The organism is Actinomyces sp. ICM47, from assembly GCF_000278725.1.
Classification (GTDB): Bacteria; Actinomycetota; Actinomycetes; order Actinomycetales; family Actinomycetaceae; genus Pauljensenia.
Map to the genome: position 1 here is coordinate 1 of NZ_ALCA01000086.1, position 13,862 is coordinate 13,862.

Annotated in this window: 8 protein-coding genes; 4 read left to right on the forward strand and 4 right to left on the reverse strand. The window is 66.2% G+C overall.

Annotated elements, in window-relative coordinates; all coding sequences use genetic code 11:
- Positions 1 to 10: 10 nt before the first annotated feature.
- The 3 genes from HMPREF1136_RS05610 to HMPREF1136_RS05620 all read right to left on the reverse strand — a co-directional run bounded on the left by HMPREF1136_RS05610 (position 11) and on the right by HMPREF1136_RS05620 (position 4,193).
- Positions 11 to 985 (reverse strand): DMT family transporter, encoded by a 975-nt coding sequence (locus HMPREF1136_RS05610; RefSeq protein WP_009648368.1) that lies wholly within the window; start codon positions 983 to 985, stop codon positions 11 to 13.
- Positions 982 to 2,817 carry a phosphotransferase gene (locus HMPREF1136_RS05615; protein ID WP_009648370.1) on the reverse strand — a complete coding sequence of 612 codons (1,836 nt, stop codon included), beginning with the start codon at positions 2,815 to 2,817 and terminating at the stop codon, positions 982 to 984. The genes HMPREF1136_RS05610 and HMPREF1136_RS05615 overlap by 4 nt, the downstream gene beginning before the upstream one ends.
- A gap of 176 nt (positions 2,818 to 2,993) precedes the next feature.
- The gene (locus HMPREF1136_RS05620) at positions 2,994 to 4,193 is read right to left on the reverse strand and encodes a glycosyltransferase (protein WP_009648382.1); all 1,200 of its coding nucleotides are present in this window, start codon (positions 4,191 to 4,193) and stop codon (positions 2,994 to 2,996) included.
- 99 nt (positions 4,194 to 4,292) lie between these two features.
- Here HMPREF1136_RS05620 and HMPREF1136_RS05625 point away from each other — a divergent pair, with 99 nt between their 5' ends.
- Positions 4,293 to 5,576, forward strand: coding sequence for a lipopolysaccharide biosynthesis protein (locus tag HMPREF1136_RS05625; protein WP_009648386.1), 1,284 nt, complete (start codon positions 4,293 to 4,295; stop codon positions 5,574 to 5,576).
- An 84-nt stretch (positions 5,577 to 5,660) separates the two neighbouring features.
- Here the strand turns inward: HMPREF1136_RS05625 and HMPREF1136_RS05630 are convergent, their stop codons facing one another.
- Positions 5,661 to 6,854, reverse strand: a complete 1,194-nt coding sequence (locus tag HMPREF1136_RS05630; RefSeq protein WP_034505097.1) for a glycosyltransferase — start codon at positions 6,852 to 6,854, stop codon at positions 5,661 to 5,663.
- On the opposite strand from HMPREF1136_RS05630, the gene HMPREF1136_RS05635 reads away from it, so the two are divergent.
- From HMPREF1136_RS05635 to HMPREF1136_RS05645, 3 genes are all read left to right on the forward strand, one after another.
- Positions 6,847 to 8,151 (forward strand): nucleotide sugar dehydrogenase, encoded by a 1,305-nt coding sequence (locus tag HMPREF1136_RS05635; protein WP_009648392.1) that lies wholly within the window; start codon positions 6,847 to 6,849, stop codon positions 8,149 to 8,151. The genes HMPREF1136_RS05630 and HMPREF1136_RS05635 overlap by 8 nt on opposite strands.
- Entirely contained in the window at positions 8,145 to 9,386 is a 1,242-nt protein-coding gene (locus HMPREF1136_RS05640; RefSeq protein ID WP_009648391.1) for a glycosyltransferase family 4 protein, read from the forward strand. Before HMPREF1136_RS05635 ends, HMPREF1136_RS05640 begins: the two co-directional genes overlap by 7 nt.
- 307 nt (positions 9,387 to 9,693) lie before the next feature.
- Positions 9,694 to 11,766: an N-acetylmuramoyl-L-alanine amidase gene (locus HMPREF1136_RS05645; protein WP_009648378.1), complete on the forward strand. Its 2,073-nt coding sequence runs from the start codon at positions 9,694 to 9,696 to the stop codon at positions 11,764 to 11,766.
- Positions 11,767 to 13,862 lie beyond the last annotated feature (2,096 nt).

A 13,862-nucleotide genomic window follows, 5' to 3' on the forward strand; every position in this document is an offset into this window, starting at 1 on the left:
CGCCATTGTCTCATGCCTGGGAGCTGGTGACCTTCTCCGTGCGCTTGGGAAGCAGGTCACCCCAGTTGGACGTGGCCGCCAGGACCGTGCCGACCAGGATGACGACGCAGCACAGGACCTGGGTGGCCGTCGGGATCGTTCCCTGCAGCACCAGGGCAAAGATGATCGCCCACGCCGAGTAGGAGATGTTCAGGGCCATGCCGCGCGAGGCACCGATGGCCGACAGGGCCTTGTAGTAGAAGAGGTACGAGGCCGTTCCAGCCAGGCCGGCCAGGGCCACCACGCCCGCGGACAGGGTTGCCAGCGAGTGCAGCGTGAAGCCGAAGACACCCGCGATGGGGGCGACGATGAAGAGGTAGACCATGGCCGATGTCGTCTCGCGGATCTGCAGGGCCACCTCGTTATCCACGGCCTCGTCGCGCATGCCCCACGTGAGGATGACGGCCTCGGAACCCCAGCCGATCACGCAGGCCAGGGCACCCGCGACACCGAGCAGAGCGTTGCCGCCCTCGATCGGCTCCGCCGTCGCCGACCAGCCCGTCGCCACGATCGCGCCGAGCGCGACCAGCAAGGCAATGATCTGACGCGGAGCCATGCGCTCCTTGAGCAGGGCGAACGCCAGCAGCGTTCCCAGAGCCGGGTAGAACGTCGAGATGATCGCTGTCAGGCCGGGGCCGATGTTGTCGATCGCGATGAGGTAGCCGCTCATGCCGATCGGGCCACCCAGCAGGGCCGCCACGACAACCGACATGCCCGGGCGGGTGCGAAGCCCCTTCCAGGTGTCCTTCAGGCGACCGCGAATCGCCATGTAGACCAAGAGGATCAAGGCGCACGCGACGTCGTGCAGGACCGCGCCCGCCAGCGCCGACTGGCCAAAGTCCAGGAAGGGGGTCATCGCTAGAGCGATCGCTAGCACGACCGTGTCGAGGCCCCACAGGGCACCCGAGAAAATACCGTAACGCTTGCCGCCGTGCTGAGTTTTCATGCCAGCTCACCCTCCTGGGAAACCTGCGCGCCCGAGGTCGAGGTGGCCTCGTACGAAGCGAGCAGGGAATCGATTGTACGTGTCGCGTGCGAGTAGTAGATGTAGAGCCATTCGCCCACGTCGTCGCCTTCGGCCTCCTTGACCAGCGCCCACAGGTACCAGCACCAGCCGGCGAAGACCTCGTAGGCGAAGAAGTGGCGCGCCTCGCGCTCAGTGGGGGTGTGACCCAGGTAGTACTCGAGGGCGGCGGCCGCGCGCTCGCGGGTCATCTCCGCCGTGCACACGGTCATCGTGCCGAAGTCGGCTGCCATGTCCGACATGCCCGCGTACTCCCAGTCGATGAGGCTGATGTTGCCGTCTTTGTCCACCAGGAAGTTCGGGGGGAAGAAGTCGTTGTGCGAGGGGACTTTATCGAAGCCGTCCGCGTCTGCGAAGGCCTTGAGACGCAGGACCTTGTCGCGCAGCTCAAAGTATCCGGGCACGTCGATCGGGCCGAAGGTCTTCAGGAGGCTCTCGTAGCGCAAGCCTTCGGTGACGAAGTCGAAGGAACGGTCCAGGACTCGGCCGGAGGTGTGCAGGGCGCGGTCCATCTCCATGGCCGCTTTCAATTCTTCGGGGCGGGTCACGTCCAGGTTGCGCACGTCGCGCACGAAACGCGAGAGCTTCCATCCCGCCGCCGGATCGCCCGTGATGAAGGTATCGTCGATGCCGAGTTCGGCGGCCAGGCGCAAGGCGGCGAACTCTGCGCTGCGGTCCACGATCTTGTCCGTGCCGATGCCGGGGTGACGGTAGACATATTCGTCATCGCCCACCGTGAAGTGGCACGACAGGTTCGTGATGCCCTGCTTGAGGGGGTAGAAGTCACGGATCTCCGACTTTGCGCAGCCCAGAGTCTCGACGATGTGGTCGAACACCTCGGAGTCGACGTTTTCGATGAACAGCGGATCGAAGTCGCGCAGCTCGTCGACCGAATCGAACTCGTGGATAATGCCGTCGGGGTAGCGGCGGATCACCATGTCGAACGACTTGATGTGATCCAGGTAGATGGATTCCCACAGCTTCGAGACTGTCTCGGGCTTGTCGTAGACCTGTTCGAGGATCTCGCGGAACGTTGCGGAGAAGTTGCGGTCGAAGTAGACGTGGCCGAGCATGACCCACGCGTCCTCGCCGCCCACGGTCGCGCCCGTGATGCGGTCGCCCGCGCCCACCTTGATGCACCACTCGTCGGTGGGACCCTCGACGTAGTTGGCCGAGTAGTAGGACTTGTAGACGTAGGGTTCGAAGGGGTTCGTCGTGAAGTAATCGTCCGAGGAGCACACGTAGGTGTTGTCCAGGCGTTCCCTCACGCGCCACAGTGATCCGTTGTTGTTGCGCGTGGCGTACTCGCGGTTGACGACGATGTCGACGCCGTACTTGTCGGCCAGGTAGAAGAAGTATTCCTTCTTGTAGCCGACGACCAGCGCGATATTCGTGATACCGACCTCGTGGAGCTGACGAATCTGACGTTCGACCAGGATCTCGCCGCGCACCTTGAGCGTGCCTTTGGGCCGCTCGTAGCTGATGGGGGCGAATCGCGAGGAGAGGCCGGCGGCCATGATGACGGCACCCGTGACGCGATAGGGTTCCAGTGCTGCGCGTCCCGCGTCGGTGATTGCGCGGTCCTCGATGTAACCGGCGGCCTCGCACTCGCGTGTCGCTGTGTTGACGCGGCCCAGGCTCATCTCGGTGGCCACGGACAGCGCGCGCTGCGTGAGGGCTGCGCCCTCGCGAGCAAGAGCGGTCAGGATGTTGAATTGGGGTTCGCTGAGAGTGCCAACGTTCGTCGAGGGCATGCGATCACCTTTCGTTCACGAGAGATAGCTAAGCGCTACGTGTTCGAGCATAGCACTCACGGTGCTAATTATGAACATATGGTGGTGGTTTCCACAAGGTCGATGTTCGATACGTGACCCCATATGCTTTGACAGATCGAAGCGTGAGGCCCGTAGACGTCACGCGCTCCGCAGTATTACTCGTCTGACGCTGCACGACAGCCGCGCAGCGACGAACCCGTCAACTCATCGTAGACAGCGCGCAGCTGATCCACCGACCCGCGCAGCGAGCGCTCAGCATCCACCCACGCGCGGCACGCGGCCGCGCGATCCGCGCGCTCCTCGTCCGACCACGCCAAGGCCTCGTCGATGGCGCGAGCCAGGGCATCCGGCGTGCGTTCGCCGGTGAGCAGCGAGGCCCCTGGTGCCGTCATTTCCGGCGTTCCGCCCGTGCGATACGCGACGACGGGCACGCCGCACGCCTGTGCCTCCAGCAGCACGAGGCCTGCCGCCTCCTGTCGCCCCTGCGTCGGCTTCGTCGGCAGCGCGAGGATGCGGGCGCGTCGCATCCACTCGCGTACGCGCTCGCGCGCAAGCGGGCCGGTCAGCGTCACGTGCGCAGGGGCGCTCGCGCGCAGGGAGGGAGCCAGCGGGCCGTCGCCCACCAGCACCAGGCGGTGCGGGCGGCGCTCGACGAGAGACGAGGAGGCGCGCACTAAGTCATCTACGCCCTTCAGGCGGCTGAGCGCCCCCACGAACAAGGCGATGGGAACCTCGGGCGAGTCGGCCCCCTCGGCGGCGAGGTCGTGGTCCCCCTCAGGGACGAGGTCGGGGCGCGCTCCCGGGGACAGACCGGGGGAAGGGGTCCACCACTTCGTGTCCACGCCCTGATAGTGCACGCTCAGCCGCGCCGGATCCGCGCCCGCACGAAGCGCCACATCCGCCAGGTAGCGTGACACCGCGAGGAGGCGGGTCGCGCCCTCGAAGGCCGCGCGGCGATTGCGGGCGTTCCAAGCTGCACCCAGGCCTCGTCCCAACCTCGGGTAGGCATCCCCTCCGTGCAGCGTCACGACCAGCGGCACACCCGTCTCCCGCGCCGCCCCCACGGCGGGCAATGACCAGGTGGCCTGATGCTGATGAATGACGTCGGGTCCCCACGAGGAAACAGCGCGGCGCATCGCCCCCAGGCCTCGCGCCTGCGAGGCCACCCGAAGCGGCAAGGCGGGGGAGAGCGCGCCCGGGGCGGCCTCGTGGATGGGGAGCGTCACGCTCGGATCACTCACCCGAGCCGCCAGCGTGAACACCCGCCACTCCCGCTCCGGCATCGCGCCTGCGTGCGCGAGCGCGAAGTACGTCGGGGGAACCAGCAGAGTTCCCTTCGTCAGAGCGACCTTCACGCGACGCCTACGAGACTGCGGGCGCGCGGCGCGGACACGGGGGAGGGCATGCCCCCATCCTACGGGCTGCGCAGCGCGACCCGGTGATTTAATGAACGCATGACGAACGTCCCCGCCCCGCCCGCGCACACGGGCGTGCTACGCCAGGTGCTCACGCTCCTGAGCGGCACCATCCTCGCGCAGGTCATCGCGTTCGTCGCCCAGATTGGCATCGCGCGCCTCTACACCGACACGGACCTGGGATACCTGGGCATCTTCACCTCCGCGGCCACGCTCGGCGCGGCCATCGCAGGCGCACGCTTCGACCTCAGCATCGTCCTGCCCGCGCCCGGCGACGAGGCCTCGGCACGTTCCCTCGTCCGCCTCTCCTCGCGCTGCGTGCTGGCCACCTCCGCGCTGGCGACCCTCACCGCCGCCTGCGCGTGGCCATGGGTGTCCTCGCGATACGGGAGCGCGCTCGCGGGCTGGATGCTCGCCGTCGGCGTGTCCGTCCTGTTCCTGGCTCAGGGGCAGGTGTGCTCCTATTGGCTGACGCGACACCGGCGATTCCAATCGATCGCGAGTTCTTCCGTCGTGCGCTCCCTCGGTATCGCTGCCCTGCAGCTGGTGTGCGGCTTCGTCGCTGGCGGCGGCCTGGGGGCTGCCATCGGCGCGACGATAGCGGGCCAGGGCATCGCCGTCGCCTACCTCTCCTGGCGCGCACGTGACGCCCGCGCGGCCGAGGCCTCGGATCCCTCCCTGCGTACCGTGGCCTCCCGCTACCGAAAGATGGCCCTCGTCGGCGTGCCCAACGTCGTCGTTGACGCACTGCGCACGAGCGCGATCCCCATGCTCATCGCCTCCTATTCCGTGGCCGCCCTCGGGCAGTTCAACATGGCGTGGATGGCCCTGCAAGCTCCCGTCGCCCTCATCGCCGGTGCCCTGTCGCAGGTCTACCTGCCTCGCCTGTCGGATACCCCGCCCGGGGAGATGACCCGCGTCGTCGTGCGAGTCGGCGGCACCGCCCTGGGACTTTCCATTCCGGTTTTCGCGCTGCTCGCGTGGATCAGCCCCTGGCTCTTCCCCTTCGTGTTCGGCGCGCGCTGGGAGGCCGCCGGGTACTTCGCTCGGTCCCTGGCTCCGTGGCTGGCCCTGACCGTCGCGACCTCTCCGCTGTCGAACGTGTTCGTCGTGACCTACCACCAGCGCCGGATGCTGGCCTTCGCGTGCGTCTACTGCGCCGCGCCGCTGGCGTGGCTCGCGGTCAGCCCCTACGGGATCGAGATGACGGTCGCCATTCTCGGCGCTCTCATGGCTGTTCTGCTGGTGGGTATGCTCGTCATGGCCTGGGTGACGGCGCGCCAGTATGACCGCGGGGACGGGACGCGGCCTCAGGGCACGTAAATGCTTGGCTGACCTCGTAAAACGTCCGTGAAACGGACGTGAAACGCCGCCCCAGCCGCGTGAAACGCGCGTGAAACAGGAGCCTCAGTGGCTCCGCGCGGCGAGCGCCCGCTCGTAGGCCTCGCGCAGACGCGCGGCCCCCTCCTCCCACGTGGGGATCTCGGGGGCGGTGAAGGCGCCGATGTCCTCTCGCGTGATGCGGTCCAGCGCACGCACGAGGTCGCGTTCGGGGTCCTCCAGCACCCACGTGTCGGCCTGATCACCCAGGTAGCGGCGAGCCTCGGCCAGGGGAGAGCACAGCGCGGGGACACCGGCCGCGAAAGCCTCCATCATCTTGTTGGGCGTGGACAAACGGTGCGACAGGCACCCGGACTCGATGAGGCACAGCGCCACGTCAGCCCCGCGCGTCATGGCGAGCACCTGGTCCGGCTCCACGGGCGGCAGGCGGTGGATGTTTAGGTGTGTCGCTGCAGCCCGCTCGACCTCGGGCAGCAGGGCACCCGCGCCGACGAACACGACGTGTACGTCCTCCACCTGCGCGAACGCGCGCAGAATCAGCGCAATATTGCGCCCCGGTGCCAGGTAACCCGAGTGCAGGTACAAGAGCGCACTTTCCGGGATGCCCAGCTGCGCGCGCAGATCGATGACTCCATCCGCGCCCGTCGGCGCGTTCGTCACCACCACGGGATCCACGCCCGGGTAGGTGTCGCGGTACCACTGCGCGATCGACTCGTTCACCACGGACACCACGTCCGCGCGGCGGATGTAATGGCGCTCGATCACGCGTTGGAGGCGCTGGCGCAGCCCCGCCGACCCCACCGTTTCCGTCTCCAACTCGTGCGCGTTATAGGCAAACACCGCGCCCGTGCGCCGCGCCAACGCGTGCGCGAGGGGCAGGAGGAACAGGTTCTGCGCGGAAACGGCCGCGACCCGCTGCCTCGCGAACCGCCGATACACGCGAGCACCCCACGCCCCGACGACCCTTACCCCGCCCAGGGGCGCACCCAGGGATGCACCCCGGATCCGCGTGAGGCGCACGGTGGGGGCCACGGCCTCGTCCGTGGGAAGGCCGCCCTGATCGATGCCGACGATGCGCGTCTGCGAGAAAAGCGGGGATAGTGAACGCGCGATCTTCACCAGCCGCCCGGGCGAAGCCAGGTTGGAGGGGTAGAGCAGGAGATTGAGCGCGCGATCCACGCCCCCATTGTAGGTGGGGTGGGGCACTACACTGGGGGTGATTGACGAGGCCAGAGCCAGAAAGGGGAGCCGCATGCGGATCGCGGTCGTCGGGATGGGCAAGATCGGGCTGCCGCTGGCGGTGCACTACGCGTGCCGCGGGCACAGCGTCGTCGGCGTGGACGTGAACCCGCAGACGGTCGCCCTCATCAATGGGGGAGAGGAGCCTTTCCCAGGTGAGGCGCACCTGGCCGAGTACCTGCCTCCGCTTATCTCCTCCGGCGCGCTGCGGGCCACAACCGAGTACGCCGAGGCGATCCCCGGTGCCGACGCGGTCGTCATGGTCGTGCCCCTCGTCGTGGACGCCGAGAGCCGTCCCGACTTCACCATCATGGACGCCGCGACGCGCTCCATGGCCGCGCACCTGAGTCCCGGCACCCTCGTCTCCTACGAGACGACCCTGCCCGTGGGCACGACGCGCGGACGATACAAGCCCCTCATCGAAGAGGTCTCCGGCCTGGTCGAGGGCCGCGATTTCGACGTGGTCTTCTCGCCCGAACGCGTCCTCACAGGGCGCGTCTTCGCGGACCTGGCCCGCTACCCGAAGCTTGTGGGGGGCCTCAGCGAATCCGGCGAGGCGCGCGGCGTCCGCTTTTACGAGGCCGTCCTCTCCTTCGATCAGCGTGATGACCTGCCGCGCCCCAACGGCGTGTGGCCCATGGGCGGGGCAGAGGCCGCGGAGATGGCCAAGCTCGCCGAAACTACCTACCGGGACGTCAACATCGGCCTGGCCAACCAGTTCGCGCGCTACGCGGACGCGGTCGGCATCGACGTCGCGCGCGTCATTGAGGCCTGCAACTCGCAGCCCTACTCGCACATTCACAGGCCCGGCATCGCGGTCGGCGGGCACTGCATCCCCGTCTACCCGCGCCTGTACCTGGCCGGCGATCCGAACGCGACCGTCGTGTCCGCCGCTCGTGCCGCCAACGCCGCGATGCCCGCCTACGCGGTCTCCCGCGCGGCCTCCCTGCTGGGATCCCTGAAGGGGCTGCGTGTCGCCGTCCTGGGTGCCGCCTACCGCGGCGGAGTCAAAGAAACCGCGTTCTCCGGCGTCTTCGGGGTCGTCGGCGCGCTGCGCGAGGCCGGGGCGCAGGTGAGCGTTCACGATCCGCTGTATTCCGACGACGAGCTGGCAGCCTTCGGATGGGACGCCTACCACCTCGGCGAACCGGTGGACGTCGCCATCATCCAGGCCGACCACGCGTCATATCGTGACCTGACCCCCGCCGACCTGCCCGGCGTGCGCCTCCTCGTCGACGGTCGCGCCATCACCTCCCCCGAGGCCTGGGCTGGCACCCCGCGCATCACCATCGGTGGGGGAGCCTCGCTCGCATGCTAGTCACCCTCGCGACCCGCACGTTCACGCCGGAACCGACCGCCGCCGCCCTGCGCCTCGGGGCGCTCGCGCGGGCGCTCGCAGCCGGTGGAGACCGCGTGCGCGTCCTCACCTCGCGGCTTGCCCCCAGCGTCGCCCGCGACGCCGCCGCTAACGCGAACCGCGCCCCCTCTCCTGTCCATGGCGAACGCTCTGGGGGCAGCGCGACCCCGGGTGCACGTGCGGATGCGGGATACGACGAGGGCGGCCACGGCCTCGTCGACATCCGGCGAGCGCCCGTGCTGCGCGACCGCACCGGGGCCGTGCGCGGGTACGTGTCCTATCTGTCGTTCGACGTGCCGCTCATCGCACGGCTGCTGACCGGGCCGAGCCCGGACGTGGTCGTCTCCGAACCCCCGCCCACGACCGGCGCGGCCGTACGCCTGGCCTGCGCGGTCCGGCGCATCCCCTACGTTTATTACTGTGCGGACATCGTTTCCGACGCTGCCGCCCTGGCCGGTGTGGCGCGACCGGTCGTGCGAGCAGTCGCCGCGCTCGAAGCCTTCGCGCTGCGGGGCGCTCGCCGCGTCATCGCCGTGTCCGACGGGGTCGCCCGCCGCGCGAGCGAGCTGGGTGCCACCCGCGTCACCGTCGTTCCCAATGGCGTGCGCGTACCCGAGGCCGTGGCCTCCGGTTTGCCCGCAGGATTTCCCACCTGCTCCGGTCCCGTCTTCGTCTACGCGGGCACGGTCGCCCACTGGCTGGCCCCCGAGATCTTCATCGACGCCTTTGAGCTCGCTCGCGAGCGCCTGGGGGACGCGCGCCTCGTGTTCGTCGGGCAGGGGAGTGACTGGGAGGACCTGGCCGCGCGCGCCCGAGGCGTCGCGGGGGTGAGATTACTGCCCGCCGTCAGCGCCGACGAGGCCGACCGGTGGATGGCCCGCGCCACCGCCACGCTGGCGTCGCTGCGCCCGGGCGGCTACGACTACGCCTACCCGACGAAGATCCTGGCCTCCCTGGCCCAGGGAACACCCGTCATCTACGCCGGACCCGGGCAGGCCGCGCGCGACGTGCGCGAGGGCGGACTCGGGGTGGCGTGTGCCCTCGACCCCTCTCAGGTCGCCGAGGCCATGGTGGCCTTCGCCTCCGATTCGGTGCGCTGGGTGGGGGCTGAGCAGGCGCGCGCCTGGGTGCGTGAGAATCGTTCCGTCGACGCGTCCTCGCGGGCGGCGGCTGCGGCGGTGCGATCGGCCGTCTGAAGTCGGCTTTCTTTGAAGTCCGCTTTCTTGCGGATTGGGGTGCTGTCGTACGCGCAGCGTGCTTCAACGGTGAGGCGCGTGCGCTGCCCCGGGTGCCGTTGTCCTCGCCGGATGAGCGCGACCCGGCCCAGGCCTCGTTCCAGTGTCCCTTACACGAGGGCGTGGCAGCGCGACGACCGTGTCTCATAACAAGCAAAAGTATGGATGCGGTTCGTATCAGTCCATCCGTGCATTCCTTTTCACATTTACAGTTACAACACAAGTAACTACAATCCCGAGTGTCACATTAGCAACCTGAAGGATGACTATGCGATCTTCGTGGAGGACACTCGTAGCCGGGCTTGCCCTGGCGCTCGGCGCTGCTGTCGCGGCCCTGGTGCCGCCCGCGCACGCGGCCAACGGCATTATCATCGCCATCGACCCCGGGCACGGGGGTTCCGACCCTGGCGCAGTCGCCAACGGCCTGCGAGAAAAGGACCTGACCCTCGCGGTCTCCCTGGCTCTCAAAGAAGAACTCGAGTCCTACGACGGCGTCACCGTCGTCATGACTCGCGAGACGGATGTTCGTCCGTCCGAAAATCTCAGCACCGACCTGTCGAGCCGCGTCGATACGGCAGCAGCCGCCGACGCTGACGCGCTCGTGTCGATCCACTTCAACTCCGCCTCGCCCATCGCGCACGGCGCGGAAGTCTGGTACGGCAATTCCTCGTCCTACAACTACTGGACCCACACGCAGGGCCGGACGCTGTCCAGCAACATCCAAAACCAGCTCACCGCGCTGGGCCTCGCGGACCGCGGCATCAAGACCCGCGACAACGAGTACTACGACTACCCGGACGGATCCACGGGCGACTACTACGCGATCATCCGTCAGGCTCGCGAGGAAAACATGCCCGGCATCATCGTCGAGCACGCCTTCGTGACGTCCTCGTCGGACGCGCAGAAGCTGTCCGACCCCGCGTTTGTTCACTCCCTCGGTGTCGCTGACGCGACCGGCATCGCCCAGACCTACGGCCTGAGCAAGGGCACGTGGGAGAAGTCGGGCGACTCGTGGCGCTTCATGCGCGACGGCAAGGCCAAGACCGGCTGGTTCTTGGCGGGCGGTCGCTGGTACTGGGCGGACTCCGACGGCCGCACGATCCGCGGATGGTCCACCATCAACGGACGCCGATACTTCTTCGACGACTCCACCGCGATGGTGACGGGCTGGAAGAAGGACAACGGCAAGTGGCACTACCTGCGTCCCCAGGGCGACATGGCTACCGGCTGGGTCAAGGACGGGCGCTCCTGGTACTACCTGGATGGTCAGGGCACCATGGTCACCGGCTGGCTCCCGTACCGCGGCAGCTGGTTCTGGCTGGATAACTCCGGCGCGATGGCCGTTGGCTGGACGAATATCGGCAATGACTGGTACCTCTTCGAGGATGACGGTCGTATGCTCACCGGCTGGCAGCTCACCGAGGATGACCAGGAGTGGTACTACATGCGCGCCAACGGCGTGATGGCCACCGGCTGGCTCCTCGATGGCGGCAAGTGGTACTACCTCGACGGTGAAGGCATCATGAAGACCGGCTGGGTCAAGGTCGGAGCCGACTGGTTCCACATGAACAGCTCGGGCGTCATGAGCACCGGCTGGCTCAAGTCGGGCAACTCCTGGTACTGGCTGGACCCGGCCTCGGGTGCCATGGCGACCGGCACGAAGACCGTTGAGGGCCGAGAGTCTTCCTTCGCCTCCTCCGGCGCGTGGCTGGGCTACACGGACGGCAGCGGCGCTCCCGCCGCGAATACCGGCTCTCAATCCGGCTCGCGCGACGCGGTGACGAACGCGGAGGGCCAGCGCCTCATCATGACCGCGCCCATGGCCTCGCGCTCTGAGGTTATCGACGACATGGTCGCCGCGTGGAACGGTGCGGGCCGCCCCTACCCGTCGGAGCTGGCTGACGGCGGCGCAAGCACGATCCGCGAGTTCGCGGGCATCGTCTACGACGAGGCCGTGGCCGAGGGCGTGTCCCCCGAGCTGGTGTTCGTCCAGTCCATGAAGGAGACCGGTTGGCTGCAGTACGGCGGCGACGTCGAGGTGGACCAGTTCAACTTCGCCGGCATTGGCGCTGTTGGCGGCGGCGCTGCGGGAGCCGACTTCCCGGACGTGCGCACCGGCATCCGCGCCCAGGTTCAGCACCTGCGCGCCTACGCGGACCCGTCCGCGTCCGCCGATTCGTTGGCCTACCCGGTTGTGGATCCGCGCTTCTCCTACGTGCGTAAGGGCGTGGCCCCCGTGGTCGAGTACCTGGGCATCCAGGAGAACCCGAACCACACCGGCTGGGCGGCCGCCCGCGGGTACGGCTACGACCTGGTGTCTATGCTGAACGCGTACTTCTAAGGGGCTCACGCTCCAATACGAGGCCGGGGTCCGTCGCGCTGCACTGCGCGGTGGGCCCCGGCCTCTGTGTGTGGGATCGGGCGTGTGGGCGGCACGAGGGCGTGAGCGCGGTTAGTCGGCTGCTTGGCGTGTGGGGTGGTGCATGCGTGGAGTGGTGCGACACGCCGGCGTGAGCGTGAGTGTCCGGGGCGGGACGAGTGTTGTTGGCCGTCGGTGGCGATGCGCCGTATTGCAACGAAAAGTCTGCTAATCTGGCATCGTGCTTGCGGGTCGGATTCGTGCTTTTTCGGCCCCTGGCGATCCGAGGCGTCGTTTCCCCTGGTCACAGCAGGTGCGACACGCCGGGCTGTCAGAAAGCACGGAGCGCCATGAGGTGCATTAAGACGTGAACTGGATAGGCTTGTCGCCGTCACCAAGCTCGTCCGTCAGAAAGCACGGAGGGCCATAAGGTGCATTAAGACTTGACGAGGTCGCCCCATAGCTTCGCGTTGCTAATGGGCCAGAAAGCACGGAGCACCATAAGGTGCATTAAGACGTTCATGTAGGAGCGCGCTCCCATGGTGATGAAGCTGACCGTCAGAAAGGACCGAGCGCCATAAGGTGCATTAAGACCTGTAACCAGTTTGGTGATCGAACACAGTACGACCGTGTCAGAAAGCACGGAGCGCCATAAGGTGCATTAAGACGATGCCTTCTCGCCGATCCACGAAACAGTGTTGTAGATAAGTCAGAAAGCAAGGAGCGCCATAAGGTGCATTAAGATGGTCAGATTTTCCCACCAGTCGATCAGGCCGGTGGGCTGTCAGAAAGCAAGGAGCGCCATAAGGTGCATTAAGACACCGGGGCCGGGGGCTTAGGCTGCTCAGGAGCGGGCGGGGTCAGAAAGCACGGAGCGCCATAAGGTGCATTAAGACGCGAACACCGCCGCCACCGGGGATGCGAGAACGCCCAGTCAGAAAGCACAGAGCACCATAAGGTGCATTAAGACTTGGCAAATGAAATATCCTGCTTCGAGAGGAACTGCGTCAGAAAGCGCGGAGCGCCATAAGGTACATTAAGACGCCGACTGCGGATGAACTGCATATCCTCTTTTTCCTTGTGTCAGAAAGTTCGGAGCGCCATAAGGTGCATTAAGACCCTCCAGCCACCGCCCAGCCAGACGACACCGGCAGGTCAGAAAGCATGGAGCACCATAAGGTGTATTAAGACCGACCTTTTTGTTGCTGTGCGTTGGACAAGCTGTTGGCGGGTCAGAAAGCATGGAGCACCATAAGGTGCATTAAGACAACGCCGCTCGTGACGACGAGGGTCATGAGGAACATGACGAGTCAGAAAGCACGGAGCGCCATAAGGTGCATTAAGACCAAGCCATTCTCATTCTTGCTGACGACTTTCGACAGGCAGTCAGCAAGCGCGGAGCGCCATAAGGTGCATTAAGACGCGTTCTGGTTGTTGTCGCCGAACATGTTGTGGATGCCCGGTCAGAAAGCATGGAGCGCCATAAGGTGCATTAAGGCAAGAATAAGATCGGCTGTTCGTTAGGGTTATCCTTGGCGTAGTCAGAAAGCACGGAACGCCATAAGGTGCATTTAGACTCGGGAGTCTCGGTAACAGTCTTCAGGCCGTTCCAGGTCAGAAAGCACGGAACGCCATAAGGTGCATTAAGACACGGCCACGCGAAGGCGCTGTGATGCGACAGACATCACGTCAGAAAGCACGGAGCGCCATAAGGTGCATTAAGACCCGGGGAACGGTGTTGCCATGATGTTTCTTTCTAGTCAGAAAGTACGGAGCGCCATAAGGCGCATTAAGACGGGTAAACCCCCGTGCCCGCCGACTGAATCTGTCACCAGTTAGAAAGCACGGAGCACCATAAGGTGCATTAAGACTTGCGCGTGAAGTTGCACGCGACGACGCCGGGAACGGTCAGAAAGTACGGAGCGCCATAAGGCGCATTAAGACACGAGATCGAACTCTTTCAGGGTGATGGAGTAGTTGTAGTCAGAAAGCACGGAGCACCATAAGGTGCATTAAGACGCGGGAAGGTCATCCGCGTAAATGGCCATACCTTTGAGGGGCAGAAAGCACGGAGCGCC

Coding starts and splice junctions, on each gene's coding strand:
- HMPREF1136_RS05635 (WP_009648392.1), top strand. CDS start 6,847: ATGCGGATCGCGGTCGTCGGGATGGGCAAGATCGGGCTGCCGCTGGCG.
- HMPREF1136_RS05610 (WP_009648368.1), bottom strand. CDS start 985: ATGAAAACTCAGCACGGCGGCAAGCGTTACGGTATTTTCTCGGGTGCC.
- HMPREF1136_RS05645 (WP_009648378.1), top strand. CDS start 9,694: ATGCGATCTTCGTGGAGGACACTCGTAGCCGGGCTTGCCCTGGCGCTC.
- HMPREF1136_RS05615 (WP_009648370.1), bottom strand. CDS start 2,817: ATGCCCTCGACGAACGTTGGCACTCTCAGCGAACCCCAATTCAACATC.
- HMPREF1136_RS05640 (WP_009648391.1), top strand. CDS start 8,145: ATGCTAGTCACCCTCGCGACCCGCACGTTCACGCCGGAACCGACCGCC.
- HMPREF1136_RS05625 (WP_009648386.1), top strand. CDS start 4,293: ATGACGAACGTCCCCGCCCCGCCCGCGCACACGGGCGTGCTACGCCAG.